Source organism: Enterobacter sp. FB, from assembly GCF_000805795.1.
Lineage (GTDB): Bacteria > Pseudomonadota > Gammaproteobacteria > Enterobacterales > Enterobacteriaceae > Enterobacter > Enterobacter roggenkampii.
The window spans coordinates 117,734-140,359 of record NZ_JSZC01000006.1; the positions used below are offsets into that span (position 1 = coordinate 117,734).

The following is a 22,626-nucleotide window of genomic DNA, read 5'->3' on the forward strand; positions in this document are numbered from 1 at the left end:
ATGACTGATGTAACTGTAAAATCGCTGGCTGCTGAGATTCAGACCTCCGTGGACCGCCTGGTACAGCAATTTGCTGATGCAGGGATCCCGAAGTCCGCTGATGACTCGGTGACCGCGCAAGAAAAACAAACCTTGTTAACGCACCTGAACCGTGAACACGGCTCTACGCCTGACAAGTTAACGCTGCAGCGCAAAACGCGTAGCACGTTAAACATCCCTGGTACCGGTGGCAAAAGCAAATCGGTACAAATTGAAGTCCGCAAGACGCGCACCTTTGTAAAACGTGATCCGCAAGAGGCAGAACGCCTTGCCGCGGAAGAGCAGGCACAGCGTGAAGCGGAAGAACAAGCTCAGCGTGAGGCGGAAGCAGCCGCTAAACGTGAAGCAGAATTAAAAGCTGAACGTGAGGCCGCAGAAAAAGCGAAACGCGACGCAAGTGATAAAGTGAAGCGTGACGCTGCGGAAAAAGACAAAGTGAGCAATCAACAGACAGACGAAATGACCAAAACCGCCCAGGCTGAAAAAGCCCGCCGTGAAAATGAAGCTGCCGAGCTGAAGCGTAAAGCGGAAGAAGAAGCCCGCCGTAAGCTGGAAGAAGAAGCTCGCCGCGTCGCCGAAGAAGCGCGTCGCATGGCAGAAGAAAATGAGAAGAACGGTGTTGATACCGCTGAGCAGTCTGAAGACACCAGCGACTATCACGTGACCACTTCTCAGCACGCACGTCAGGCTGAAGATGATAACGACCGTGAAGTAGAAGGCGGCCGTGGCCGTGGTCGTAATGCAAAAGCAGCGCGTCCGGCGAAAAAAGGTAACAAGCACGCGGAATCCAAAGCTGACCGTGAAGAAGCACGTGCGGCTGTTCGCGGTGGTAAAGGCGGCAAGCGTAAAGGTTCCGCTCTGCAGCAGGGCTTCCAGAAGCCGGCTCAGGCCGTTAACCGTGACGTTGTGATCGGCGAAACCATTACCGTTGGCGAACTGGCGAACAAGATGGCGGTTAAAGGCTCTCAGGTCATCAAAGCAATGATGAAGCTGGGCGCGATGGCAACCATCAACCAGGTGATCGATCAGGAAACCGCACAGCTGGTTGCGGAAGAGATGGGCCACAAAGTTATCCTGCGTCGTGAAAACGAGCTGGAAGAAGCAGTAATGAGCGACCGTGACACAGGTGCTGCGGCAGAACCGCGCGCACCGGTAGTGACCATCATGGGTCACGTTGACCACGGTAAAACCTCGCTGCTTGACTATATTCGCTCTACCAAGGTTGCCTCTGGCGAAGCGGGTGGTATTACTCAGCACATCGGTGCATACCACGTAGAAACTGACAACGGTATGATCACCTTCCTGGATACCCCAGGCCACGCCGCGTTTACCTCCATGCGTGCTCGTGGTGCTCAGGCGACGGATATCGTTGTTCTGGTTGTTGCTGCAGACGACGGCGTCATGCCGCAGACCATCGAAGCTATCCAGCACGCGAAAGCAGCGGGTGTGCCGGTTGTGGTTGCAGTGAACAAGATCGATAAGCCAGAAGCGGATCCCGATCGTGTTAAAAACGAACTTTCCCAGTACGGTATCCTGCCGGAAGAGTGGGGCGGCGAAAGCCAGTTCGTACACGTGTCTGCGAAAGCGGGTACCGGTATCGACGAACTGCTGGACGCGATCCTGCTGCAGGCCGAAGTTCTGGAGCTGAAAGCTATCCGTAACGGTATGGCGAGCGGTGCGGTTATCGAATCCTTCCTGGATAAAGGACGTGGCCCTGTTGCTACCGTTCTGGTTCGTGAAGGTACGCTGCATAAAGGCGATATCGTTCTGTGCGGTTTCGAATACGGTCGCGTTCGTGCGATGCGTAACGAACTGGGTCAGGAAGTGCTGGAAGCAGGTCCGTCCATTCCAGTGGAAATCCTGGGTCTGTCCGGCGTTCCGGCTGCTGGTGACGAAGTGACCGTTGTGCGTGACGAGAAGAAAGCGCGTGAAGTGGCACTGTATCGTCAGGGCAAATTCCGTGAAGTTAAACTGGCTCGTCAGCAGAAATCTAAACTCGAGAACATGTTTGCCAACATGACCGATGGCGAAGTTCACGAAGTGAACATCGTTCTGAAAGCCGACGTTCAGGGTTCTGTGGAAGCGATCTCCGACTCCTTGCTGAAACTGTCTACCGACGAAGTGAAAGTGAAGATCATCGGTTCTGGCGTAGGTGGTATCACCGAAACCGACGCGACCCTGGCTGCTGCCTCCAACGCTATCCTGGTTGGCTTCAACGTTCGTGCGGATGCCTCTGCGCGTAAAGTGATTGAATCCGAAAGCCTGGATCTGCGTTACTACTCCGTCATCTATAACCTGATCGACGAAGTGAAAGCAGCGATGAGCGGCATGCTGTCTCCTGAGCTGAAACAGCAGATCATCGGTCTGGCTGAAGTACGTGACGTGTTCAAATCACCGAAATTCGGTGCGATCGCGGGCTGTATGGTTACCGAAGGTAACATCAAGCGTCACAACCCAATCCGCGTACTGCGTGACAACGTGGTTATCTATGAAGGCGAGCTGGAATCCCTGCGCCGCTTCAAAGATGACGTTAACGAAGTCCGTAACGGCATGGAATGTGGTATCGGCGTGAAGAACTACAACGACGTTCGCGTTGGCGATATGATCGAAGTGTTCGAGATCATCGAAATTCAGCGTACCATCGCTTAATTTCCGATTGTAAGCCGGGATCGCCTCGCGCCACCCGGCAATAATTTCAAAAAGGGGCTTTAGCCCCTTTTTTGTCTGGAGAATTTATTATGGCGAAAGAATTTGGTCGCCCTCAGCGCGTAGCGCAGGAAATGCAGAAAGAGATCGCACTCATTCTGCAACGTGAAATCAAAGACCCGCGCGTCGGCATGATGACCACCGTTTCCGGTGTGGAAATGTCCCGCGACCTGGCCTATGCAAAAGTGTTCGTCACTTTCCTGAACGATCAGGACGAAGCCGCAGTGAAGAACGGCATTAAAGCGCTGCAGGAAGCCTCTGGTTTCATCCGCTCTCTGCTCGGCAAAGCGATGCGCCTGCGTATCGTGCCTGAACTTACCTTCTTCTACGACAACTCACTGGTCGAAGGTATGCGTATGTCCAACCTGGTGACCAGCGTGGTTAAACATGACGATGAGCGTCGTGTTAACCCGGCGGACGACAGCAAGGAGGACTGATGAGTCGTCCTCGTCGTCGTGGTCGCGACGTGCATGGTGTGCTGCTGCTGGATAAACCCCAGGGCGCTTCCAGCAACGACGTGCTGCAAAAAGTGAAGCGTATTTTTAACGCCAACCGAGCGGGCCACACCGGCGCGCTCGATCCGCTGGCAACCGGCATGCTGCCGATCTGCCTGGGAGAGGCGACAAAGTTTTCCCAGTATCTGCTCGACTCCGATAAGCGTTACCGCGTTATCGCTAAGCTGGGTCAGCGCACGGATACTTCCGACGCGGATGGTCAGGTCGTGGAAGAGCGTCCGGTGACCTTCAGTGCGGAGCAGCTTGATGCGGCGCTGGAAAGTTTCCGCGGGGAGACGATGCAGGTGCCGTCGATGTATTCGGCGCTGAAGTATCAGGGCAAAAAACTCTACGAATATGCGCGCCAGGGCATTGACGTCCCGCGTGAAGCCCGTCCGATTACCGTGTATGAGCTGCTCTTTATTCGCCACGAAGGCGATGAGCTGGAGCTGGAAGTGCACTGTTCGAAAGGGACCTATATTCGCACCATCATTGATGACCTCGGTGAAAAGCTGGGCTGCGGCGCGCATGTGATTTACCTGCGTCGCCTTGCGGTGAGCAAGTACCCGGTGGAGCGAATGGTGACCCTGGAACATCTGCGCGAGCTGGTTGAACAGGCGGAATTCCAGGGGATCGCGCCGGCAGAGCTGCTCGATCCACTGCTGATGCCGATGGACAGTCCGGCTGCGGACTTCCCGGTTGTTAATCTTCCTTTAACATCGTCCGTTTACTTTAAGAACGGCAACCCGGTTCGTACGTCAGATGCGCCGCTGGAAGGCCTGGTACGCGTGACCGAAGGTGACGAAGGGAAATTCATCGGGATGGGCGAAATGGATGGCGAAGGGCGCGTTGCGCCGCGTCGTCTGGTCGTCGAATATCCGGTCGACGCGTGACGGTGATAACGGCTCACCTTGCGATAAGCAGGGGAGACGAGTAGAATATCGCCGCTTAACGCCTGGTAAATTGTTTAACAATCTGCGGGGCGTACATGGGATTGCTGAATTAGAGATCGGCATCCTTACATTCTTTATACTTTGGAGTTTGAAAATGTCTCTAAGCGTTGAAGCTAAAGCTAAAATCGTTTCTGAGTTTGGTCGTGGTACTAACGACAGCGGTTCTACCGAAGTTCAGGTTGCACTGCTGACTGCACAGATTAACCACCTGCAGGGTCACTTTGCAGAGCACAAAAAAGATCACCACAGCCGTCGTGGTCTGCTGCGTATGGTTTCTCAGCGTCGTAAACTGCTCGACTACCTGAAACGTAAAGATGTTGCACGCTACACCGCGCTGATCGAGCGTCTGGGTCTGCGTCGCTAATTCTTGCGAGTTTCAGAAAAGGGGGCCTGATGGCCCCTTTTTTCAAGCAGACGGCAGCAATTCACTGGAAACTATTGTATTGTTGCTATAAATGATCTTCATTGCAGAGGTTCGCGCGGCTAATGAGAGGCTTCACCCAGGAGGGTGTTGGTTGTCATTAGTCGCGAGGATGCGAAGAAGGTCGGGTCAAATCGACAGCACACCGGTGGTGTGCTGTCAAACATTTAAGAAAGGACAGAACTTTGCTGAATCCGATCGTTCGTAAATTCCAGTATGGTCAACATACCGTCACGCTGGAAACCGGCATGATGGCACGTCAGGCGACGGCTGCCGTTATGGTAAGCATGGATGACACCGCGGTATTCGTTACCGTTGTTGGCCAGAAAAAAGCTAAACCAGGTCAGGACTTCTTCCCGCTGACCGTTAACTACCAGGAGCGTACCTACGCTGCCGGTAAAATCCCGGGTGGTTTCTTCCGTCGTGAAGGCCGTCCAAGCGAAGGCGAAACCCTGATCGCGCGTCTGATTGACCGCCCGGTTCGTCCGCTGTTCCCGGAAGGCTTCGTTAACGAAGTGCAGGTTATCGCGACCGTTGTTTCCGTTAACCCACAGGTTAACCCGGACATCGTGGCGATGATCGGTGCGTCCGCTGCCCTGTCACTGTCTGGTATTCCATTCAATGGCCCAATCGGTGCCGCGCGCGTCGGTTACATCAACGACCAGTACGTGCTGAACCCAACTCAGGAAGAGCTGAAAGAAAGTAAGCTGGACCTGGTGGTTGCGGGTACCGAAGCCGCTGTGCTGATGGTTGAATCCGAAGCTGAACTGCTGAGCGAAGACCAGATGCTGGGCGCTGTGGTCTTCGGCCATGACCAGCAGCAGGTTGTTATCCAGAACATCAACGACCTGGTGAAAGAAGCCGGTAAACCACGTTGGGACTGGCAGCCAGAAGCGGCCAACGACGCGCTGAACGCACGCGTTGCTGCACTGGCAGAATCTCGTCTGAGCGATGCATACCGCATCACCGACAAACAGGAGCGTTACGCTCAGGTTGATGTGATCAAATCTGAAGTAACCGCGACCCTGGTTGCCGAAGACGAAACGCTGGACGCTAACGAAATTGGCGAAATCCTGCACGCTATCGAGAAAAACGTTGTTCGTAGCCGCGTTCTGGCTGGCGAGCCGCGTATCGATGGCCGTGAAAAAGACATGATCCGTGGTCTGGACGTGCGTACTGGCGTGCTGCCACGTACTCACGGTTCCGCGCTGTTCACCCGTGGCGAAACGCAGGCGCTGGTTACCGCGACCCTGGGTACAGCCCGTGACGCGCAGATCATCGACGAACTGATGGGCGAGCGCACTGACAGCTTCCTGTTCCACTACAACTTCCCTCCGTACTCCGTAGGTGAAACCGGCATGGTTGGCTCACCGAAGCGTCGTGAAATTGGTCACGGTCGTCTGGCGAAGCGCGGCGTGCTGGCAGTGATGCCAGAAGCAGACAAATTCCCGTACACCGTACGTGTGGTGTCTGAAATCACCGAATCTAACGGTTCTTCTTCCATGGCTTCCGTGTGCGGTGCCTCTCTGGCGCTGATGGATGCAGGCGTGCCAATCAAAGCCGCCGTTGCGGGTATCGCAATGGGCCTGGTGAAAGAAGGCGACAACTATGTTGTTCTGTCTGACATTCTGGGCGACGAAGACCACCTTGGCGATATGGACTTCAAAGTAGCGGGTTCCCGCGACGGTATCTCTGCGCTGCAGATGGATATCAAAATTGAAGGTATCACCAAAGAGATCATGCAGGTTGCGCTGAACCAGGCTAAGGGTGCACGTCTGCACATCCTGGGCGTGATGGAACAGGCTATCAACGCGCCACGCGGTGATATCTCTGAATTCGCACCGCGTATTCACACCATCAAGATCAATCCAGACAAGATCAAAGATGTTATCGGTAAGGGCGGTTCCGTAATCCGTGCGCTGACCGAAGAGACCGGCACCACCATCGAAATCGAAGATGACGGTACTGTGAAGATCGCAGCTACCGACGGCGAGAAAGCGAAATTCGCGATCCGTCGCATCGAAGAAATCACTGCAGAAATCGAAGTGGGCCGCGTCTATGCAGGTAAAGTGACCCGTATCGTTGACTTTGGCGCGTTCGTTGCCATCGGCGGCGGTAAAGAAGGTCTGGTTCACATCTCTCAGATCGCTGACAAGCGCGTTGAGAAAGTGACCGATTACCTGCAGATGGGTCAGGAAGTGCCGGTTAAAGTTCTGGAAGTCGATCGCCAGGGCCGTATCCGTCTGAGCATTAAAGAAGCAACCGAGCAGTCTCAGCCAGCTGCTGCGCCAGAAGCACAGGCAGCAGAACAGCAAGGCGAGTAAGTTGCCATTTGCCCTCCGCTTTGCGGAGGGCCTATTATCAGGCAGGACGCCTTGTTAAGCCGCCGGGGGACAGGACGTTCATCCAATAGTTGTCTTCGGGAGTGGGAAATGAAGCCTTTTTTGCGCTGGTGTTTCGTTGCGACAGCTTTAACGCTGGCAGGATGCAGCAACTCTGCCTGGCGTAAGAGCGAAGTCCTCGCAGTGCCATTGCAACCGACTTTGCAGCAGGAAGTGATCCTGGCACGCATGGAACAAATACTTGCCAGTCGGGCTTTAACCGATGACGAACGCGCACAGCTTTTATATGAGCGCGGAGTGTTGTATGATAGTCTCGGTCTGAGGGCATTGGCGCGAAATGATTTTTCACAAGCGCTGGCTATCCGACCTGATATGCCTGAAGTATTCAATTACTTAGGCATTTATTTAACGCAGGCAGGCAATTTTGATGCTGCCTATGAAGCGTTTGATTCTGTACTTGAGCTTGATCCAACTTACAACTACGCGCACTTGAATCGCGGTATCGCATTGTATTACGGCGGTCGTGACAAGTTAGCGCAAGATGATCTGCTGGCGTTTTATCAAGACGATCCTAATGATCCTTTCCGTAGCCTGTGGCTTTACATCGTTGAGCGGAAGCTCGATGAGAAGCAGGCAAAAGAAGCACTGAAACAGCGCTTCGATAAATCGGACAAGGAACAGTGGGGATGGAACATTGTCGAGTTCTACCTGGGCAACATTAGCGAAGCAACGCTGATGGAACGCCTCAAGGCGGACGCAACGGATAACACCTCGCTCGCTGAGCATCTCAGTGAAACCAACTTCTATTTAGGTAAGTACTACCTAAGTCTGGGGGATAAGGACAGCGCTACGGCACTGTTCAAATTAGCGGTTGCTAACAACGTACACAACTTCGTTGAGCACCGTTATGCATTGTTGGAATTATCGCTCTTGGGCCAGGAGCAAGACGACCTGGCAGAATCGGACCAGCAATAGCTGACGACATAAACATCAGCCCGTAATCTTTTGATTGCCATCACCTTAACTGGTGAGGGCGTTGTTGTTCGTCAATACACCTACTTTGAGCCGGTTCACACTTTTCAATGAAAATTGCTAATCATTTTCACGATGAGCTAAGTAGACTGGCCGCCATTGACATTGAGGCACTCGTACTACATGGCTGAATTCGAAACCACTTTTGCAGATCTGGGCCTGAAGGCTCCTATCCTTGAAGCCCTTAACGATCTGGGTTACGAAAAACCATCTCCGATCCAGGCTGAGTGTATCCCACACCTGCTTTCTGGTCGTGACGTGCTGGGCATGGCCCAGACTGGTAGCGGTAAAACTGCAGCGTTCTCGCTGCCGCTGCTGAACAACATTGATCCGGACCTGCGTGCACCGCAGATCCTCGTTCTGGCTCCAACCCGTGAACTGGCTGTTCAGGTTGCAGAAGCCATGACGGAATTCTCTAAACATATGCGCGGCGTAAACGTGGTTGCCCTGTACGGCGGCCAGCGTTATGACGTGCAGTTACGCGCCCTGCGCCAGGGCCCACAGATTGTTGTCGGTACGCCGGGCCGTCTGCTGGATCACCTGAAGCGCGGTACCCTGGACCTCTCTAAACTGAGCGGTCTGGTACTGGATGAAGCAGATGAAATGCTGCGTATGGGCTTCATCGAAGACGTTGAAACCATCATGGCGCAGATCCCGGACGGTCATCAGACCGCGCTGTTCTCTGCCACCATGCCGGAAGCGATTCGTCGTATCACCAAACGCTTCATGAAAGAACCTCAGGAAGTGCGTATTCAGTCCAGCGTAACCACTCGCCCGGATATCAGCCAGAGCTACTGGTCTGTATACGGCATGCGTAAAAACGAAGCGCTGGTACGTTTCCTGGAAGCGGAAGATTTTGATGCGGCGATTATCTTCGTTCGTACCAAAAATGCGACCCTGGAAGTGGCTGAAGCCCTGGAGCGTAGCGGCTACAACAGCGCAGCGCTGAACGGCGACATGAACCAGGCCCTGCGTGAGCAGACTCTGGAGCGTCTGAAAGACGGTCGTCTGGATATCCTGATTGCAACCGACGTGGCAGCACGTGGTCTGGACGTTGAGCGTATCAGCCTGGTTGTTAACTACGACATCCCGATGGATTCCGAGTCTTACGTTCACCGTATCGGCCGTACCGGTCGTGCGGGTCGTGCTGGCCGTGCGCTGCTGTTCGTTGAGAACCGCGAGCGTCGTCTGCTGCGTAACATCGAACGCACCATGAAGCTGACCATTCCAGAAGCGGACCTGCCAAACGCAGAGCTGCTGGGCAAACGCCGTCTGGAAAAATTCGCCGCCAAAGTACAGCAGCAGCTGGAAAGCAGCGATCTGGATCAGTACCGTGCGCTGCTGTCGCAGATTCAGCCTGTTGCTGAAGGCGAAGAGCTGGATATGGAAACCCTGGCTGCAGCACTGCTGAAAATGGCTCAGGGCGAACGTAGTCTGATCGTGCCACCAGATGCACCGATGCGTCCTAAGCGTGAATTCCGTGACCGTGACGACCGCTTCGAACGTCGTGGCGACCGTAACGATCGTGGCCCACGTGGTGACCGTCCAGAGCGTGGTGGTGAAGACCGTCCTCGTCGCGAACGTCGCGACGCAGGCGATATGGAACTGTACCGCATTGAAGTGGGCCGTGATGATGGCGTTGAAGTTCGTCACATCGTTGGCGCTATCGCTAACGAAGGCGACATCAGCAGCCGTTACATTGGTAACATCAAGCTGTTCGCCTCCCACTCTACCATCGAGCTGCCGAAAGGCATGCCGGGTGAAGTACTGCAGCACTTTACGCGTACCCGCATCCTGAACAAGCCGATGAACATGCAGCTGCTGGGCGATGCACAGCCACGCCCTGACCGTGGCGGCGAACGTCGTGGCGGTGGTCGCGGTTTCGGCGGCGAGCGTCGTGAAGGCGGTCGCAGCGAAGGTCGCGGTGGTGAAGGTCGTCGTTTCTCCGGCGAGCGCCGTGAAAGCCGTGGCCCGCGTCGTGAAGAAGGCACCAGCCGTCGTCGTTTCGGTGACGCGTAAGCCTTACGCTTCTGATGTAAAGTAAAATATACAGCCCCGATACATGCTATCGGGGCTTTTTTTATTCCCTTTGTACTCTTGTACTGGTACAGTGCGTCACATTAAAATGCAAAACCGCATGATTGACTGGAGAAAAGGCTGTATGGCGACACTAACCACCACCCAAACGTCACCTTCGCTGCTTGGCGGCGTGGTGATTATCGGCGGAACCATTATAGGTGCCGGGATGTTCTCCCTGCCCGTGGTCATGTCCGGTGCGTGGTTCTTCTGGTCGCTGGCCGCGCTGGTCTTTACCTGGTTCTGTATGCTCCATTCCGGGCTAATGATCCTCGAAGCCAACCTGAACTACCGCATTGGCGCGAGCTTCGACACCATCACCAAAGACCTGCTGGGCAAAGGCTGGAACCTGGTGAACGGGCTGTCCATCGCGTTTGTGCTCTATATCCTGACCTATGCGTATATTTCGGCGAGCGGCTCGATTCTGCATCACACCTTCTCGGAGATGTCGCTGAACGTACCGGCGCGTCTGGCCGGGCTGTGCTTTGCGCTGGGTGTGGCGTTTATCGTCTGGATGAGTACCAAAGCGGTGAGCCGGATGACGGCGATCGTGCTGGGCGCGAAGGTGATCACCTTCTTCCTGACCTTCGGCAGCCTGCTGGGGCACGTGACGCCTGCCACGCTGTTTAACGTTGCCGAAGTGAATACCTCCTATACGCCGTATCTGCTGATGACCCTGCCGTTCTGCCTGGCGTCGTTTGGCTACCACGGTAACGTGCCGAGCCTGATGAAGTACTACGGCAAAGATCCGCGCACGATTGTGAAGTGTCTGGTCTACGGCACGCTGCTGGCGCTGGCGCTGTACGTCATCTGGCTGCTCGGGACGATGGGCAATATCCCGCGCCCGGAGTTTATCGGTATTGCGCAGAAGGGCGGTAACATTGATGTGCTGGTGCAGGCCCTGAGCGGCGTGCTGAACAGCCGCAGCCTGGATTTGCTGCTGGTGATCTTCTCTAACTTCGCGGTGGCGAGCTCTTTCCTCGGCGTGACGCTGGGCCTGTTTGACTACCTGGCGGATCTGTTTGGCTTTGATGACTCTGCGATGGGCCGCTTCAAAACCGCGCTGCTGACCTTCCTGCCGCCGATTGTGGGCGGCCTGCTGTGGCCGAACGGTTTCCTGTACGCCATCGGCTATGCCGGTCTGGCGGCAACCATCTGGGCGGCGATTGTGCCGGCGCTGTTGGCCCGCAAATCACGTAAACGCTTCGGCAGCCCGAAATTCCGCGTCTGGGGCGGCAAGCCGATGATTGCGCTGATCCTGGTGTTTGGCGCAGGCAATGCCCTGGTACACGTGCTGTCGAGTTTTAATCTGCTGCCTGTGTATCAATAAACAGAAAGCCCGGTGGCGCTACGCTTACCGGGCCTACAGGGATGGCGTAGGCCGGATAAGGCGAAGCCGCCATCCGGCAAAAAACTACCCCAATATCTCCTCTTTCACCTGCATGGCCAAATCAAACGAATGCAAACGCGCCTGGTGATCGAAAATCTGGCCGTTAACCATAATTTCATCCGCTTGCGTTTCGCGCAGCACCGCCTCCAGCCCGTGACGCACTTTCGCTTTATCGCCTACCAGCGACATGCTCAGCGCCTGCTGTACGCCATACTGCTCTGAAGCTGACCACAGCTGATGCATATTCTCCACCGGCGGCGGAAGCTGGCCCGTCTCACCGCGACGCAGCTTCACAAACGCCTGCTGCATGGAGGTGAAGAGGAATTCCGCGTCGCGATTGCTGTCGGCGGCAATAATGTTGATACAGACCATCGCGTACGGTTTCTCCAGACGCTCGGACGGTTTGAAGTGCGTGCGGTAGAGATGCAGTGCCTGATGCAGCATATCCGGTGCGAAATGCGAGGCAAACGCAAACGGCAGCCCCAGCTGGGCGGCAAGCTGCGCGCTGTAGAGGCTTGAGCCCAACAGCCATACCGGGATCTTCTCGCCGTAACCCGGTACCGGGCGCACGTGCGGGTTCGGGTCACGCGCGTCGAACCAGTCCACCAGTTCGGCCACGTCGCGCGGGAAGTTGTCGATATCGCCGCTCATATGGCGGCGCAGGGCGCGCATGGTCGGCTGATCGCTACCCGGCGCACGGCCAATCCCTAAATCAATACGGCCCGGATAGAGGGTATTCAGCGTGCCGAACTGCTCGGCGATCACCAGCGGGGCGTGGTTCGGCAACATCACGCCGCCGGAGCCCAGGTGCAGCGTGGTGGTATTTGCCGCCAGATAACCAATCAGTACCGAGGTGGCGGCGCTGGCAATGCCCACCATGTTGTGGTGTTCGGCCAGCCAGTAGCGGTGATAGCCACGCTTTTCGGCCAGCTGAGCCAGATCCAGAGAGTGCGAAAAGGCTTCTCTTGCCGAGGAGCCTTGTGGGATCGGCGCCAGATCCAGCACCGAAAACGGAAGGGTTTTGTCAGTCATAACAGCTCACTTTGTCGACGGTGAATCTTTAATACTGCATTAAAAAATGATAACCGTTGTTAACAAAGTGAGCCTTTTTTAGGCCTGCAGTTCCAGCCCGGCCAGACGCTTCCAGTAGCCGTTACAGTCGCTGTTTGACGCCAGCGGCAGCGGAGCAGCGCCATTTTCGTTAGCGCGGAAGGCGTCCAGCATCGCGAACACGCCGGTATCCAGCGGCGACAGGCGCACCATATCGACCAGCCCGTCCATCGACGCCAGCTCGTTGCCGAGGTTATAGACATAGCCGCTCATGGTCTGAATACCGTTGAGAACAAACACCTGCTGATTCTCCTGCGACAGCATGTTGCGCCCGTTCGGATACTTAATACAGCAGGTTTCGCACTCGTCTTTCGGACGGTCTTCCGAGCGTGCGGTAAAGCAGCGGGCGGAATAGGCCAGCGGCAGATGCCCGTAGCTCAGCACCTCCACTTCAAACTTGTTGCGAATGCCCAGCTCTTCACACTGCGTGAGCAGGTTTGCCAGCCAGTCGCGGGAGAGTTCCACCGGCATGCACCAGCGCGTCATCCCCTGTTTGAGCAGCAGGCGCAGGGTCACCGCGTTGTAGCAGTTCAGGGCATGACCCGCGACAAACGGCAGCTTGCGCTCGGCACACATGTTCACCACGCCGAGATCACTCGCTTCCAGCAGGAACTCGCCGTTCTCAACGTAGCGTTTCAACTCGCCCAGTTCAGAAGAGGCCTGCACCAGCGCGAGCGTGGAAAGCACCACCTGTTTGCCGCTTCCCGCCAGGCTTTTCGCCATCTCCAGCCAGTCGCCCACTTTCGTCGCCCGACGTTTGCTGCACACCGCTTCGCCGAGGTAAATCACATCGGCGCTGCTGGTGGCGGCCTGTTGGTAAAAATCTTCCAGCGTCTCTTTTGGCCAGTAGTAAAGCACCGGCCCTAATGAATATTTCATGATTTTCTCACTGCCATTTACGGTGATACGCGCCCAGCGTGGTTTGCGTGCCTTCGGACATCGATCCGAGCGTCTCCATCCAGGCCTGCTGCGGCGCGTAGTTCTGCGGGTCCGCCAGGCAGCGGTCGATAGCCTGACGCCACACTTTCGCCACCTGGCTCACGTACGCCGGGCTGCGCTGGCGACCTTCGATTTTCACCGAGGCGATATTGGCCGCCAGCAGCTCCGGCAGCAGCTCCAGCGTGTTAAGGCTGGTGGGCTCTTCCAGGGCATGGTAACGCTCGCCGTCGACCAGATAGCGGCCTTTACACAGGGTGGGATAACCGGCGTTTTCACCGTCCTGATAGCGGTCGATCAGCACCTCATTCAGGCGAGATTCCAGCCCCTGCGGCGTTTGCTGCCAGCGAACGAAGCGGGCAGGGGAGCAGGCCCCGACGGTATTTGGCGACTCGCCGGTCAAATAGGAGGAAAGATAGCAACGGCCTTCGGCCATAATGCACAGGCTACCAAAGGCAAAAACTTCCAGCGGCACTGGCGTGACGCGCGCGAGTTGCTTAACCTGATGAATAGAGAGTACGCGCGGCAGCACCACGCGGGCCACGTCAAAGTTTCGGTGATAAAAACGCACGGCCTCTTCGTTGGTGGCAGATGCCTGAACAGAGACGTGGCGCTCAATATGGGGATAGCGTTCTGCCGCATACTCAAACATGGCGAGGTCGGCCAGAATCAGCGCATCGGCACCCAGCTGTGCCGCCATATCCACCGCGCGCTGCCAGCGGGCGTAGCCGTCAGGATGAGCAAAGGTATTGATGGCGATATGCAGCTTGCGGCGGTGCTGATGAACGAAGTTAACGGCTTCCTGAAGCTTTTTCTCCGTAAAGTTGAGGCCAGCAAAATGGCGGGCATTGGTGTCATCTTTCAGCCCGATATAGACCGCATCGGCCCCATTTTCGATGGCCGCCTTAAGCGCCGGAAGGTTTCCGGCAGGGCAGAGCAGCTCCATAATTTATCCTGATGTTGTCGATCGCAAAAATGTTAACGAGCTGGGATTTTAATTAACCCATACGCGACAATTTTTGATTTAAGGCAGCTAATGGCGTATTGATGGCACCAATAATGAGGTTGTCCGGACGACGGTTTGTTGATTTACGCCGCTATGTTATGCGTCGGATATGGCAAAATAGCAGGACTATAGATATCAGGGAGTAAAGCTCGTGCTGGATAAACTGCGTTCACGTCTCGTACAATTTGGCCCATCAATGCTGAGCGTGCCGGTAAAGCTGGCGCCGTTCGCGCTTAAACGTCAGGTGCTGGAGCAGGTCCTGAGCTGGCAGTTCCGCCAGGCGCTGCAGGATGGCGAGCTGGAATTCCTGGAAGGCCGCTGGTTGAGCATTGAGGTACGTGACATCGGGCTGCGCTGGTTTACCTCCGTTGAGAATGACCAGCTGATCGTCCGCGAAACCGCCGAGGCGGACGTGAGCTTTAGCGCCAACGCCAGCGATCTGCTGATGATTGCCGCGCGCAAGCAGGATCCGGATACGCTCTTCTTCCAGCGCCGTCTGGTGATTGAAGGCGACACGGAGCTGGGCCTGTACGTTAAGAATTTAATGGATGCCATTGAGCTGGAGCAGATGCCGAAAGCGCTGCGCGTGATGTTAATGCAAATGGCAGATTTCGTTGAGGCCGGGCTGAAAACCCCGCCGGACAGTAAACACACTTCAGTAGGTGAGCCATGCTGATTCGAGTCGAAATTGGGATTGATGCACCGGGTATCGATGCGTTATTACGCCGCGCTTTTGAGAGCGATGCGGAAGCCCAACTGGTCCACGATCTCCGTGAAGACGGCCTGATCACGCTGGGGCTGGTTGCCACCGATGATGAAGGTCAGGTGGTGGGCTATGTTGCCTTCAGTCCTGTCATCGTTCAGGGCGAAGAGCTGCAGTGGGTCGGTATGGCACCGCTGGCGGTGGATGAAAACTATCGCGGGCAGGGGCTGGCGCGCCAGCTGGTCTATGAAGGGCTGGATTCGCTCAATGAGTTCGGTTATGCGGCCGTTGTAACGCTGGGCGATCCGGCATTCTATGGCCGTTTGGGCTTCGAGCAGGCCGCGCATTACGATCTGCGCTGCCGCTGGCCGGGTACGGAATACGCTTTCCAGGTGCACCGTCTGGCGGACGACGCGCTCAACGGCGTCAATGGTCTGGTCGAATACCACGACCATTTCAATCGCTTTTAATCAGGCTCTCGCGTAGCGCCTCAAAGGAGCCGTCTCCGGTCACGAGGCGCTCTTTCTGGCGCTTCGTCAGCTGTTTGATGCGGTATTCCAGCCTGAGCGCCAGCGATCGGTCACCGACGGGCGCCGAAAAGGCGAGCTGTAATTCTCCTTTCCCCCGCAGCGCTTTTGCCCCTTTCCCCGTTTGATGTTGTAAAAAACGCCGCGCCACATCGGTGGTGATCCCGGTGTAGAGTGCGTTATCAGCGGTTCGGACAAGATAGAGAAACCAGCACACGGTAAACAGATTCAGTATGTTAAGGTGGACGCACCATAGCATGAGAGAGAACGAAAATGGAAACACTGGCCGCCATTAACCGCTGGCTGGCGAAGCAGCACGTCGTCACCTGGTGCGTCTACAGCGAGGGTGAGATGTGGTGCGCAAACGCGTTTTACTACTACGATCCGGAGCGCGTCGCATTTTACGTCATGAGCGAAGACAAAACGCGTCATGCGCAGATGGCTGGTCAGCAGGCAAAAGTCGCGGGCACGGTAAATGGCCAGCCGAAGACAGTCGCGCTGATCCGTGGGGTACAGTTTAAGGGGGAAATCCGTCGCCTGGGCGGAGAAGAGAGCGACGCGCGTCGCAAGCACTACACGCGCCGCTTTCCGGTCGCCGCTGCGCTAAAAGCCCCGGTGTGGGAAATCCGCCTCGATGAGCTGAAATTTACCGACAACACCTTGGGCTTTGGCAAGAAGCTGCACTGGTTACGCGCCGAGCAGGCGTAGCGCTTCGCGGTTAAACGCCGGGAGATCGTCCGGGGTCCGGCTGGTGATCAGCTGGTCTTTGTCGTTGACCACCTCCTGATCGTAAAACTCGGCGCCCGCATTTTTCAGATCGATAACGATCGGTTTCACCGCCGTGAGCTTACGCCCGCGTACAACCTCCGCGCTGATGAGCAGCTGCGGGCCGTGACAGATGGCAAAGACCGGTTTGCCGGTAGAGACAAAGTCCCGGGTGAAGGTTACGAAGCGCTCGTCTCCGCGCAGGGAATCCGGTGAATGGCCGCCGGGTAAAAGCAGGGCGTCAAAATCTGAGGGGCTAACGTTATCGATAGTCTCGTCGATGGTCACGCTGGCCTCGCCCTTATGGCCTTTCACCGTTTTGCCCGCCTCTTTCTCGATGGTGATGACCTCATGTCCCGCCTTGCGGAACGCCTCTGCAGGAGAGGTGAATTCTGAATCTTCAAACTCGTCGGTAATCAAGACTGCGATTTTCTTGCCCATGCTTCCTCCGTTGTTTTGGCTTCAGACTGATTTTTCTCCGCTTGTGGTAAATACTTACCTGTAACAGACTTCTAAGTGTGGTCGACGACGCTGAGTTCGCAAACGGACAATTCTGTAAAGGGGATACGATGAGTCAGGTACTGATTACCGGGGCTACCGGGCTAGTGGGCGATCATCTGCTGCGGCTGCTGATCCAGGATCGCCGCGTGAACTACATCGCCGCCCCGACGCGTCGACCGCTGGCGGACATCTCCGGCGTCTTTAATCCGCACGATCCCCAGCTGACGGATGCGCTGGCGCAGGTCCAGGACCCGATTGATATCGCCTTTTGCTGTCTGGGCACCACGCGGCGGGAGGCGGGGAGCAAAGAGGCATTTATCCACGCCGACTATACGCTGGTGGTGGACACCGCGCTTACGGCGAAAAAGCTGGGAGCCAGACATTTTCTGGTGGTCAGCGCGCTGGGCGCCAGTGCCGGATCGCCTTTCTTCTACAACAAGGTGAAGGGCAAGATGGAGGATGCGCTGATTGCGCAGAAATGGGAGCAGCTGACGATTGTGCGCCCCTCAATGCTGATCGGCCACCGGGACGAGCGCCGCTTTAACGAGTCGATATTTGCCCCGCTGTTTCGGATCCTGCCCGGCAACTGGAAATCTATCGAGGCGCGGGACGTCGCGCGTGCGATGTTAAAAGAGGGACTGGCTCCGTCGAAAGCGGGCGTAAACATTATCCCTTCGGCAAAACTGCGTGAAATCGCGCAGGGCGAGGCGTAAACTCCCCCGGCTAATTACTCATATTCTCCGGGGAATGCTATGACTGGTCAGTCTTCATCTCAGGCGGCAACACCTGTTCAATGGTGGAAGCCCGCACTCTTCTTTCTCGTGGTCATCGTTGGCCTTTGGTACGTGAAATGGCAGCCGTACTACGGTAAAGCCTTCACCGCCGCCGAAACGCACAGCATCGGTAAATCTATTCTCGCTCAGGCGGATGCCAGCCCGCTTCAGGCGGCGTGGGACTATGCCATGGTCTACTTCCTTGCCGTCTGGAAGGCCGCCGTCTTAGGCGTGATCCTGGGCTCACTGATTCAGGTGCTGATCCCGCGCAACTGGCTGATGAAAACCCTCGGACAGCCGCGCTTTCAGGGGACGCTGCTGGGAACGATCTTCTCCCTGCCGGGCATGATGTGCTCCTGCTGCGCTGCGCCCGTGGCGGCAGGGATGCGCCGCCAGCGCGTGTCGATGGGCGGCGCGCTGGCGTTCTGGATGGGCAACCCGCTGCTCAACCCGGCAACGCTGGTGTTTATGGGTTTTGTCCTGGGCTGGCATTTCGCGTTCATTCGTCTGGTGGCCGGACTGCTAACGGTGCTGGTGGTGGCGACGCTGGTGCAGAATCTGGTGAAGGATAAGGCGCCAGAGTCCGCGTCTGTTGAGCTGGACGTCAGCGAGCCGCAGGGCGGGTTCTTTGCGCGCTGGGGCAGGGCGCTATGGCAGCTTTTCTGGAGCACCATCCCGGTCTATATCCTGGCGGTGCTGGTTCTCGGCGCGGCGCGCGTCTGGCTCTTCCCGCATGCGGATGGCGCTATCGACAACACGCTGTTGTGGGTCATTGCGATGGCCGTTGCAGGCTGCCTGTTTGTGATCCCTACCGCCGCAGAAATTCCTATTGTTCAGACCATGATGCTGGCCGGCATGGGCACCGCACCGGCACTGGCATTGCTCATCACGTTACCGGCCATCAGCCTGCCGTCGCTGATTATGCTGCGTAAATCATTCCCGGCGAAAGCGCTGTGGCTCACCGCGGGGCTGGTGGCGTTGAGCGGGGTGATGGTGGGAAGCATTGCGCTTCTGTGAAAAACGCCCGGTGGCGCTACGCTTACCGGGCCTACAAAAAAATCCCCTCACTTGAGGGGATTTTTTTATTTAATGTAAGTAAACGCGGTGGTGACGTGCTTCACGCCGCTCACCCGGCTGGCGATATCGGCCGCTGCTTTCCCTTCACGTTCGGTCACCAGACCCAGCAGGAACACTTCACCGTTTTCCGTTGTCACCTTCACGTTGGAAGATTTCACCTGGTCCGAGCCCAGCAGCTGGGAACGTACTTTGGTGGTGATCCAGGTATCGGAAGAGGCATCACCCAAACCAATTGGCTTGCCCTGACGCACTTCGTTAAACACCTCTGTGGTCCCTTCAACGCCCATCGCAATCTGTTTCGCACGCGAGGCGAGCTCCATATTCGGCGCCTGGCCTGCCAGCAGCACTTTGCCCTGATAAGCCGTCACGTTGATACGCGCCTCTTTCTTGATCTGTTCGTCTTTCGACAGCGCACTGTTGACGCGCAGCTCCAGCGTACCGTCATCCACCTGTGTTCCCACAGTGCGCGGATCGGTTGCCGCTTTGGTGCCTACTGCGGCAGTACCCACAACGGCCGCAGCGATACATCCCTGAAGCAGTAATGCAGACATAAGGACTGCGAGGGTCGATAAAGCCTTCATAAGAACTCCTTAATCATCCTGGTGAGGGAAAAGCGTGTTATCGATCAAGTCACATAAGCAGTTCACCGTGAGCATATGCATCTCCTGTATGCGTGCGCTCCGGTGAGACGGAATGCGGATTTCCACATCCTGCGGCCCAAGCAGACCCGCCAGCTCACCCCCGTCATAGCCGGTTAAGGCCACGATAGTCATGTCGCGGGTGACGGCGGCTTCAACGGCTTTGACAATATCCCGGCTGTTGCCGCGCGTGGAGATAGCCAGCAGCACATCTCCGGCATGACCCAGGGCTCGCACCTGCTTTGCGTAAATTTCGTCATGCAGACGATCGTTAGCAATCGCCGTTAAGACCACATTATCGGTATTAAGTGCAATGGCAGGTAAACTGGGGCGTTCTGTTTCAAAACGATTGATCATGCTGGCAGCAAAATGCTGTGCGTTGGCGGCTGACGTGCCGTTGCCACAACAGAGGATTTTGTTGCCGTTTAGCAGGGATTGCACCAGCGTCATTGCGGCACGCGAGATAGCATCCGGAAGGGCTTCCGCCGCGGCAATCTGAGTCTGGATGCTTTCTGTGAAGCACACTTTAATTCTTTCGAGCACGTTATCCCTTTTAAATCTTAATTATGCGTCTTCGCCAAAAGCGTTTTTAAACCATTCGATCTCATTTCCGGTGAAGGCTATCACATCGAACCGGCAATCCACAGTATCAAAACTCCCATTATGGCGGGCAAGCCACAAGTGGGCAGTCTGTAATAATTTATGTTGTTTGGCGAGCGTCACGCTGGCGGCAGCACCGCCAAAACGGGAGGACTGTCGAAAGCGCACTTCAACAAACACAATGACCTGACCGTCTTTCATGATCAGGTCGATTTCGCCACCACGTCCACGGACGTTGGCGGCGATAAAACGCAGTCCTTTGCCTTCAAGCCAGCGACGCGCCTTTAACTCCCACGCATCGCCGGTTTGTTTGCGGCTTAACTGGCCGGGACGATCTGCCCCTGCTGGTATTTGAGCCATGATAACTTCCTGTTAATCACACAATCCTGGGTCGCGGTCAGATCGCCGGTGTTGCCGTTAAGCTCGAAGCCCGGCACCTGACGCATCTGGGTAAAGTGGTTCGCCAGCGCCCACGCATCAACCCCCATCGCATACAGACGCGCCAGAGAGTAATCGTTACGCACCGCGCTCAGCGCCTGCTGCATCAGGGATGGATTGCTGCCGGCCAGCATCGGGATTTCGCTGTACTGCAGACCGTCCATTTCCAGACGGAAATCCGGGCCTGCGGTGCCCTGTGCGCTGCGGGAGCTGGCGTAGAGCGTTGCGCCGCTCTGGCTGCCGTTACGCATCGCAATCATCGGTTTGATAAAGGCGATCTCCTGCGGCGTGGCAACGATATAGGCCGCATCCACTTTACCGCCACCGCTAATCTGCGCGTCGGTTGGCGGCGCAGGGATCGTCAGGCCACCAATCGTCACGCCCTGCTGCTGTGGCAGGCTCGCGGTGACCGGGCTACCGTTAAGTGCGATACCCGCCCCGCCGTTTACGCCTGCGCGCAGTTCAGAGACGGAACCGAATTTCTGCTGCAGCACCACGCCGCCGCCCAGCTTCTGCCACTCATCGGCAAAGGCATTGGCCACGCGATCGCCCAGCGTGCTGCGTGGGATGAGCAGCAGCGGAGCCTGCTTACCCTGCTCATGAATATGACGCGCCGCATCGCGGGCTTCATCTTCTGGAGAGAGCGCGAAGTAGCAGATATTCGCCCGGTTCTGAACCTGCTCTGGCTGGTTGAGCGCCAGCACGTTCAGCGTGGTATTGCTCTTCATCAGCTCTTCCACGTTGTTCTTCAGTAGCGGACCGACAACGATGCTCGCCCCGTCCTGCTGTACCTGCGCCAGCACCTGGTCAAGCGGCTGCGAGCTGGTGTCGTAGATTTTCAATTCAGCGCCCGGGTTGGCGCTGGTGGTTGCCACGGCCTGCGGCTGCGCGGCAGGTTGAGCCGCGGGTTGTGCAGGCTGCTGTTGAGGCTGTTCTGCTGTTGTGGCAGGAGCTGACGCCGTTTGCGTCTCGGCCGGAGCCTGGGCCGCAGGTGCTGCTGTAGCCGGTGCAGCTTCAGCTGGAGGCGTCGTCGGGGCCGTCACAGGGTTTTGCATCGTGCCCTGCGCTGGCGTTTGCGCCGTGGTCAGGTCGCTGGTCTCTGCGGCGGATGGGCTGACAACATCATTATTCACATTAGCCGCCTGGGCTGCCTGTGCGGGAACGGCGCTGCCGGCTACCGACGTCGTGCCGTTTTTCGCCGCTTCAAAACCCTGCTGAATGGTACGTCCAAACACCGCCGCCTGGCCGTTGAGCGGCAGAAGCAGGGCGATTTTGCTGGTGGAAGCTGGCTTAAAGTTCTGCACGTTCACCAGCTGGGTTGGCAGCATTTTCGCGCCCGGGTTTTGCGGGTAGCGCGTCTGCCAGTCCGTAATGCCGGCTTTCAACATTTTTGGATCGCTGCGGTTGTTAAACCACATCTGCTGCAGATCCAGCCAGCCCTGCAGGACGTTTTCATCCGCGTTGATGACCAGCGCCTGCGCCTGTTCCTGCGTCATCGACGCCAGCGCTTGCCAGGTGGCATCAATATTTTTCTGCTTATCAGCACCGCCAAGCAGCGGCTCTTGCGCGACGAGCGCGCGGAGCAGCGTCAGGGAAGGGCGTCCCTGCTCAGCGGTAATACCCGCCTGCCAGAAGCGCGCCTGCTGGTTTTTATCCAGAGCGCTTACGTCGATATCACCGAGGATCTTCTTCGCGGCGGCGTAATCTTTCAGCGCGACTTTCAGCTCGGCAGAGAGCAGGCTCTGCTCGCGACGCTGTGCGTCGTTAAGATCTTTTGGCAACTGGTTAAACAGTTCGGCTGCCCGCTGGGTTTTACCCTCTTTCAGCAGTGCACGAATGGCGAGTAATTGCCAGTTGGTCTTGGTATCATTTGAACTCTGCGACATTTGTTGCAGATAAAAGCCAGAATCAGCCTGAGCAGAACCCTGGAGATGGGCGGTGCTCTGGTCAGGTGCCTGGGTGCCACAGCCTGCAAAGATCAGGGCTGCCAGCAGAAGCGGCACGCTGCGCGTGGCTTTTTTTCGAAGAAACGTTAACGGTACCATACTGTATCCAGTGATTTTTTTTACGCAATGCTCAATATTAAATCGGCAATACGG

23 protein-coding genes are annotated in these 22,626 nt (G+C 56.5%); 14 read left to right on the plus strand and 9 right to left on the minus strand.

The genetic code is table 11. From position 1 onward, the window contains the following. From infB to mtr, 9 genes are all read left to right on the plus strand, one after another. A complete protein-coding gene (gene infB / locus PI91_RS02995) occupies window positions 1-2,688 on the plus strand; it encodes a translation initiation factor IF-2 (RefSeq protein WP_008501472.1) in 2,688 nt (895 codons plus the stop codon). Between the two features lie 89 nt (window positions 2,689-2,777). Then, window positions 2,778-3,182: a 30S ribosome-binding factor RbfA gene (rbfA, locus tag PI91_RS03000; protein ID WP_003024988.1), complete on the plus strand. Its 405-nt coding sequence runs from the start codon at window positions 2,778-2,780 to the stop codon at window positions 3,180-3,182. Then, window positions 3,182-4,132 (plus strand): tRNA pseudouridine(55) synthase TruB, encoded by a 951-nt coding sequence (gene truB, locus PI91_RS03005; protein WP_039265409.1) that lies wholly within the window; start codon window positions 3,182-3,184, stop codon window positions 4,130-4,132. Before rbfA ends, truB begins: the two co-directional genes overlap by 1 nt. A 154-nt stretch (window positions 4,133-4,286) precedes the next feature. Continuing rightward, window positions 4,287-4,556: a 30S ribosomal protein S15 gene (rpsO, locus tag PI91_RS03010; protein WP_003861789.1), complete on the plus strand. Its 270-nt coding sequence runs from the start codon at window positions 4,287-4,289 to the stop codon at window positions 4,554-4,556. Window positions 4,557-4,798: 242 nt separating this feature from the next. Then, entirely contained in the window at window positions 4,799-6,937 is a 2,139-nt protein-coding gene (gene pnp, locus PI91_RS03015) for a polyribonucleotide nucleotidyltransferase (protein ID WP_008501475.1), read from the plus strand. Window positions 6,938-7,045: 108 nt separating this feature from the next. Beyond that, window positions 7,046-7,930 (plus strand): lipoprotein NlpI, encoded by an 885-nt coding sequence (nlpI, locus tag PI91_RS03020; protein ID WP_008501476.1) that lies wholly within the window; start codon window positions 7,046-7,048, stop codon window positions 7,928-7,930. A gap of 107 nt (window positions 7,931-8,037) precedes the next feature. After that, window positions 8,038-8,118, plus strand: coding sequence for a protein YrbN (gene yrbN / locus PI91_RS26595; protein ID WP_100122156.1), 81 nt, complete (start codon window positions 8,038-8,040; stop codon window positions 8,116-8,118). Continuing rightward, window positions 8,111-10,006 (plus strand): DEAD/DEAH family ATP-dependent RNA helicase, encoded by a 1,896-nt coding sequence (locus PI91_RS03025; RefSeq protein WP_021242253.1) that lies wholly within the window; start codon window positions 8,111-8,113, stop codon window positions 10,004-10,006. The genes yrbN and PI91_RS03025 overlap by 8 nt, the downstream gene beginning before the upstream one ends. A 142-nt stretch (window positions 10,007-10,148) precedes the next feature. Then, entirely contained in the window at window positions 10,149-11,393 is a 1,245-nt protein-coding gene (gene mtr / locus PI91_RS03030) for a tryptophan permease (protein ID WP_008501478.1), read from the plus strand. 84 nt (window positions 11,394-11,477) lie between these two features. Here the strand turns inward: mtr and PI91_RS03035 are convergent, their stop codons facing one another. The 3 genes from PI91_RS03035 to PI91_RS03045 form a co-directional block, all read right to left on the minus strand. Continuing rightward, window positions 11,478-12,485 carry an LLM class flavin-dependent oxidoreductase gene (locus PI91_RS03035; RefSeq protein WP_039265410.1) on the minus strand — a complete coding sequence of 336 codons (1,008 nt, stop codon included), beginning with the start codon at window positions 12,483-12,485 and terminating at the stop codon, window positions 11,478-11,480. 78 nt (window positions 12,486-12,563) lie between these two features. Continuing rightward, the gene (locus tag PI91_RS03040) at window positions 12,564-13,442 is read right to left on the minus strand and encodes a U32 family peptidase (RefSeq protein ID WP_039265411.1); all 879 of its coding nucleotides are present in this window, start codon (window positions 13,440-13,442) and stop codon (window positions 12,564-12,566) included. Between the two features lie 7 nt (window positions 13,443-13,449). Continuing rightward, window positions 13,450-14,445 carry a peptidase U32 family protein gene (locus tag PI91_RS03045; RefSeq protein WP_039265412.1) on the minus strand — a complete coding sequence of 332 codons (996 nt, stop codon included), beginning with the start codon at window positions 14,443-14,445 and terminating at the stop codon, window positions 13,450-13,452. Window positions 14,446-14,656: 211 nt separating this feature from the next. Here PI91_RS03045 and PI91_RS03050 point away from each other — a divergent pair, with 211 nt between their 5' ends. Then, on the plus strand, window positions 14,657-15,181 hold the full coding sequence (locus tag PI91_RS03050; RefSeq protein WP_008501482.1) for an SCP2 domain-containing protein: 525 nt from the start codon (window positions 14,657-14,659) through the stop codon (window positions 15,179-15,181). Then, entirely contained in the window at window positions 15,175-15,678 is a 504-nt protein-coding gene (locus tag PI91_RS03055; protein WP_039265413.1) for a GNAT family N-acetyltransferase, read from the plus strand. The genes PI91_RS03050 and PI91_RS03055 overlap by 7 nt, the downstream gene beginning before the upstream one ends. Here PI91_RS03055 and PI91_RS03060 read toward each other — a convergent pair. Further along, the gene (locus tag PI91_RS03060; RefSeq protein ID WP_008501484.1) at window positions 15,665-15,994 is read right to left on the minus strand and encodes a GIY-YIG nuclease family protein; all 330 of its coding nucleotides are present in this window, start codon (window positions 15,992-15,994) and stop codon (window positions 15,665-15,667) included. The genes PI91_RS03055 and PI91_RS03060 overlap by 14 nt on opposite strands. A gap of 14 nt (window positions 15,995-16,008) precedes the next feature. On the opposite strand from PI91_RS03060, the gene PI91_RS03065 reads away from it, so the two are divergent. Continuing rightward, on the plus strand, window positions 16,009-16,443 hold the full coding sequence (locus PI91_RS03065) for a YhbP family protein (RefSeq protein ID WP_039265414.1): 435 nt from the start codon (window positions 16,009-16,011) through the stop codon (window positions 16,441-16,443). On the opposite strand, the gene PI91_RS03070 is transcribed toward PI91_RS03065, so the two are convergent. Continuing rightward, entirely contained in the window at window positions 16,423-16,941 is a 519-nt protein-coding gene (locus PI91_RS03070) for a type 1 glutamine amidotransferase domain-containing protein (protein WP_008501486.1), read from the minus strand. The genes PI91_RS03065 and PI91_RS03070 overlap by 21 nt on opposite strands. Before the next feature lie 128 nt (window positions 16,942-17,069). On the opposite strand from PI91_RS03070, the gene PI91_RS03075 reads away from it, so the two are divergent. Together PI91_RS03075 and PI91_RS03080 are read left to right on the plus strand one after the other, a co-directional pair. Then, the gene (locus PI91_RS03075; RefSeq protein ID WP_021242246.1) at window positions 17,070-17,714 is read left to right on the plus strand and encodes an NAD(P)H-binding protein; all 645 of its coding nucleotides are present in this window, start codon (window positions 17,070-17,072) and stop codon (window positions 17,712-17,714) included. 39 nt (window positions 17,715-17,753) lie between these two features. Beyond that, entirely contained in the window at window positions 17,754-18,791 is a 1,038-nt protein-coding gene (locus tag PI91_RS03080; RefSeq protein ID WP_021242245.1) for a permease, read from the plus strand. Between the two features lie 65 nt (window positions 18,792-18,856). On the opposite strand, the gene dolP is transcribed toward PI91_RS03080, so the two are convergent. The 4 genes from dolP to PI91_RS03100 are packed head-to-tail and all read right to left on the minus strand — an operon-like array spanning window position 18,857 to window position 22,572. After that, on the minus strand, window positions 18,857-19,432 hold the full coding sequence (gene dolP, locus PI91_RS03085) for a division/outer membrane stress-associated lipid-binding lipoprotein (RefSeq protein WP_008501489.1): 576 nt from the start codon (window positions 19,430-19,432) through the stop codon (window positions 18,857-18,859). A gap of 9 nt (window positions 19,433-19,441) precedes the next feature. Beyond that, window positions 19,442-20,032 carry a DnaA initiator-associating protein DiaA gene (gene diaA / locus PI91_RS25540; protein WP_003861754.1) on the minus strand — a complete coding sequence of 197 codons (591 nt, stop codon included), beginning with the start codon at window positions 20,030-20,032 and terminating at the stop codon, window positions 19,442-19,444. Window positions 20,033-20,053: 21 nt separating this feature from the next. Next, window positions 20,054-20,449 (minus strand): YraN family protein, encoded by a 396-nt coding sequence (locus PI91_RS25545; protein WP_039265415.1) that lies wholly within the window; start codon window positions 20,447-20,449, stop codon window positions 20,054-20,056. Further along, on the minus strand, window positions 20,407-22,572 hold the full coding sequence (locus PI91_RS03100) for a penicillin-binding protein activator (RefSeq protein ID WP_039265416.1): 2,166 nt from the start codon (window positions 22,570-22,572) through the stop codon (window positions 20,407-20,409). Before PI91_RS03100 ends, PI91_RS25545 begins: the two co-directional genes overlap by 43 nt. Window positions 22,573-22,626: the final 54 nt, after the last annotated feature.

What these genes read in the sequence shown, in the direction of transcription:
- infB (WP_008501472.1), top strand. Translation starts at nt 1, where the DNA reads ATGACTGATGTAACTGTAAAATCGCTGGCTGCTGAGATTCAGACCTCC.
- rbfA (WP_003024988.1), top strand. Translation starts at nt 2,778, where the DNA reads ATGGCGAAAGAATTTGGTCGCCCTCAGCGCGTAGCGCAGGAAATGCAG.
- truB (WP_039265409.1), top strand. Translation starts at nt 3,182, where the DNA reads ATGAGTCGTCCTCGTCGTCGTGGTCGCGACGTGCATGGTGTGCTGCTG.
- rpsO (WP_003861789.1), top strand. Translation starts at nt 4,287, where the DNA reads ATGTCTCTAAGCGTTGAAGCTAAAGCTAAAATCGTTTCTGAGTTTGGT.
- nlpI (WP_008501476.1), top strand. Translation starts at nt 7,046, where the DNA reads ATGAAGCCTTTTTTGCGCTGGTGTTTCGTTGCGACAGCTTTAACGCTG.
- yrbN (WP_100122156.1), top strand. Translation starts at nt 8,038, where the DNA reads ATGAAAATTGCTAATCATTTTCACGATGAGCTAAGTAGACTGGCCGCC.
- PI91_RS03025 (WP_021242253.1), top strand. Translation starts at nt 8,111, where the DNA reads ATGGCTGAATTCGAAACCACTTTTGCAGATCTGGGCCTGAAGGCTCCT.
- mtr (WP_008501478.1), top strand. Translation starts at nt 10,149, where the DNA reads ATGGCGACACTAACCACCACCCAAACGTCACCTTCGCTGCTTGGCGGC.
- PI91_RS03035 (WP_039265410.1), bottom strand. Translation starts at nt 12,485, where the DNA reads ATGACTGACAAAACCCTTCCGTTTTCGGTGCTGGATCTGGCGCCGATC.
- PI91_RS03040 (WP_039265411.1), bottom strand. Translation starts at nt 13,442, where the DNA reads ATGAAATATTCATTAGGGCCGGTGCTTTACTACTGGCCAAAAGAGACG.
- PI91_RS03045 (WP_039265412.1), bottom strand. Translation starts at nt 14,445, where the DNA reads ATGGAGCTGCTCTGCCCTGCCGGAAACCTTCCGGCGCTTAAGGCGGCC.
- PI91_RS03055 (WP_039265413.1), top strand. Translation starts at nt 15,175, where the DNA reads ATGCTGATTCGAGTCGAAATTGGGATTGATGCACCGGGTATCGATGCG.
- PI91_RS03060 (WP_008501484.1), bottom strand. Translation starts at nt 15,994, where the DNA reads ATGCTATGGTGCGTCCACCTTAACATACTGAATCTGTTTACCGTGTGC.
- PI91_RS03065 (WP_039265414.1), top strand. Translation starts at nt 16,009, where the DNA reads ATGGAAACACTGGCCGCCATTAACCGCTGGCTGGCGAAGCAGCACGTC.
- PI91_RS03070 (WP_008501486.1), bottom strand. Translation starts at nt 16,941, where the DNA reads ATGGGCAAGAAAATCGCAGTCTTGATTACCGACGAGTTTGAAGATTCA.
- PI91_RS03075 (WP_021242246.1), top strand. Translation starts at nt 17,070, where the DNA reads ATGAGTCAGGTACTGATTACCGGGGCTACCGGGCTAGTGGGCGATCAT.
- PI91_RS03080 (WP_021242245.1), top strand. Translation starts at nt 17,754, where the DNA reads ATGACTGGTCAGTCTTCATCTCAGGCGGCAACACCTGTTCAATGGTGG.
- dolP (WP_008501489.1), bottom strand. Translation starts at nt 19,432, where the DNA reads ATGAAGGCTTTATCGACCCTCGCAGTCCTTATGTCTGCATTACTGCTT.
- PI91_RS25545 (WP_039265415.1), bottom strand. Translation starts at nt 20,449, where the DNA reads ATGGCTCAAATACCAGCAGGGGCAGATCGTCCCGGCCAGTTAAGCCGC.
- PI91_RS03100 (WP_039265416.1), bottom strand. Translation starts at nt 22,572, where the DNA reads ATGGTACCGTTAACGTTTCTTCGAAAAAAAGCCACGCGCAGCGTGCCG.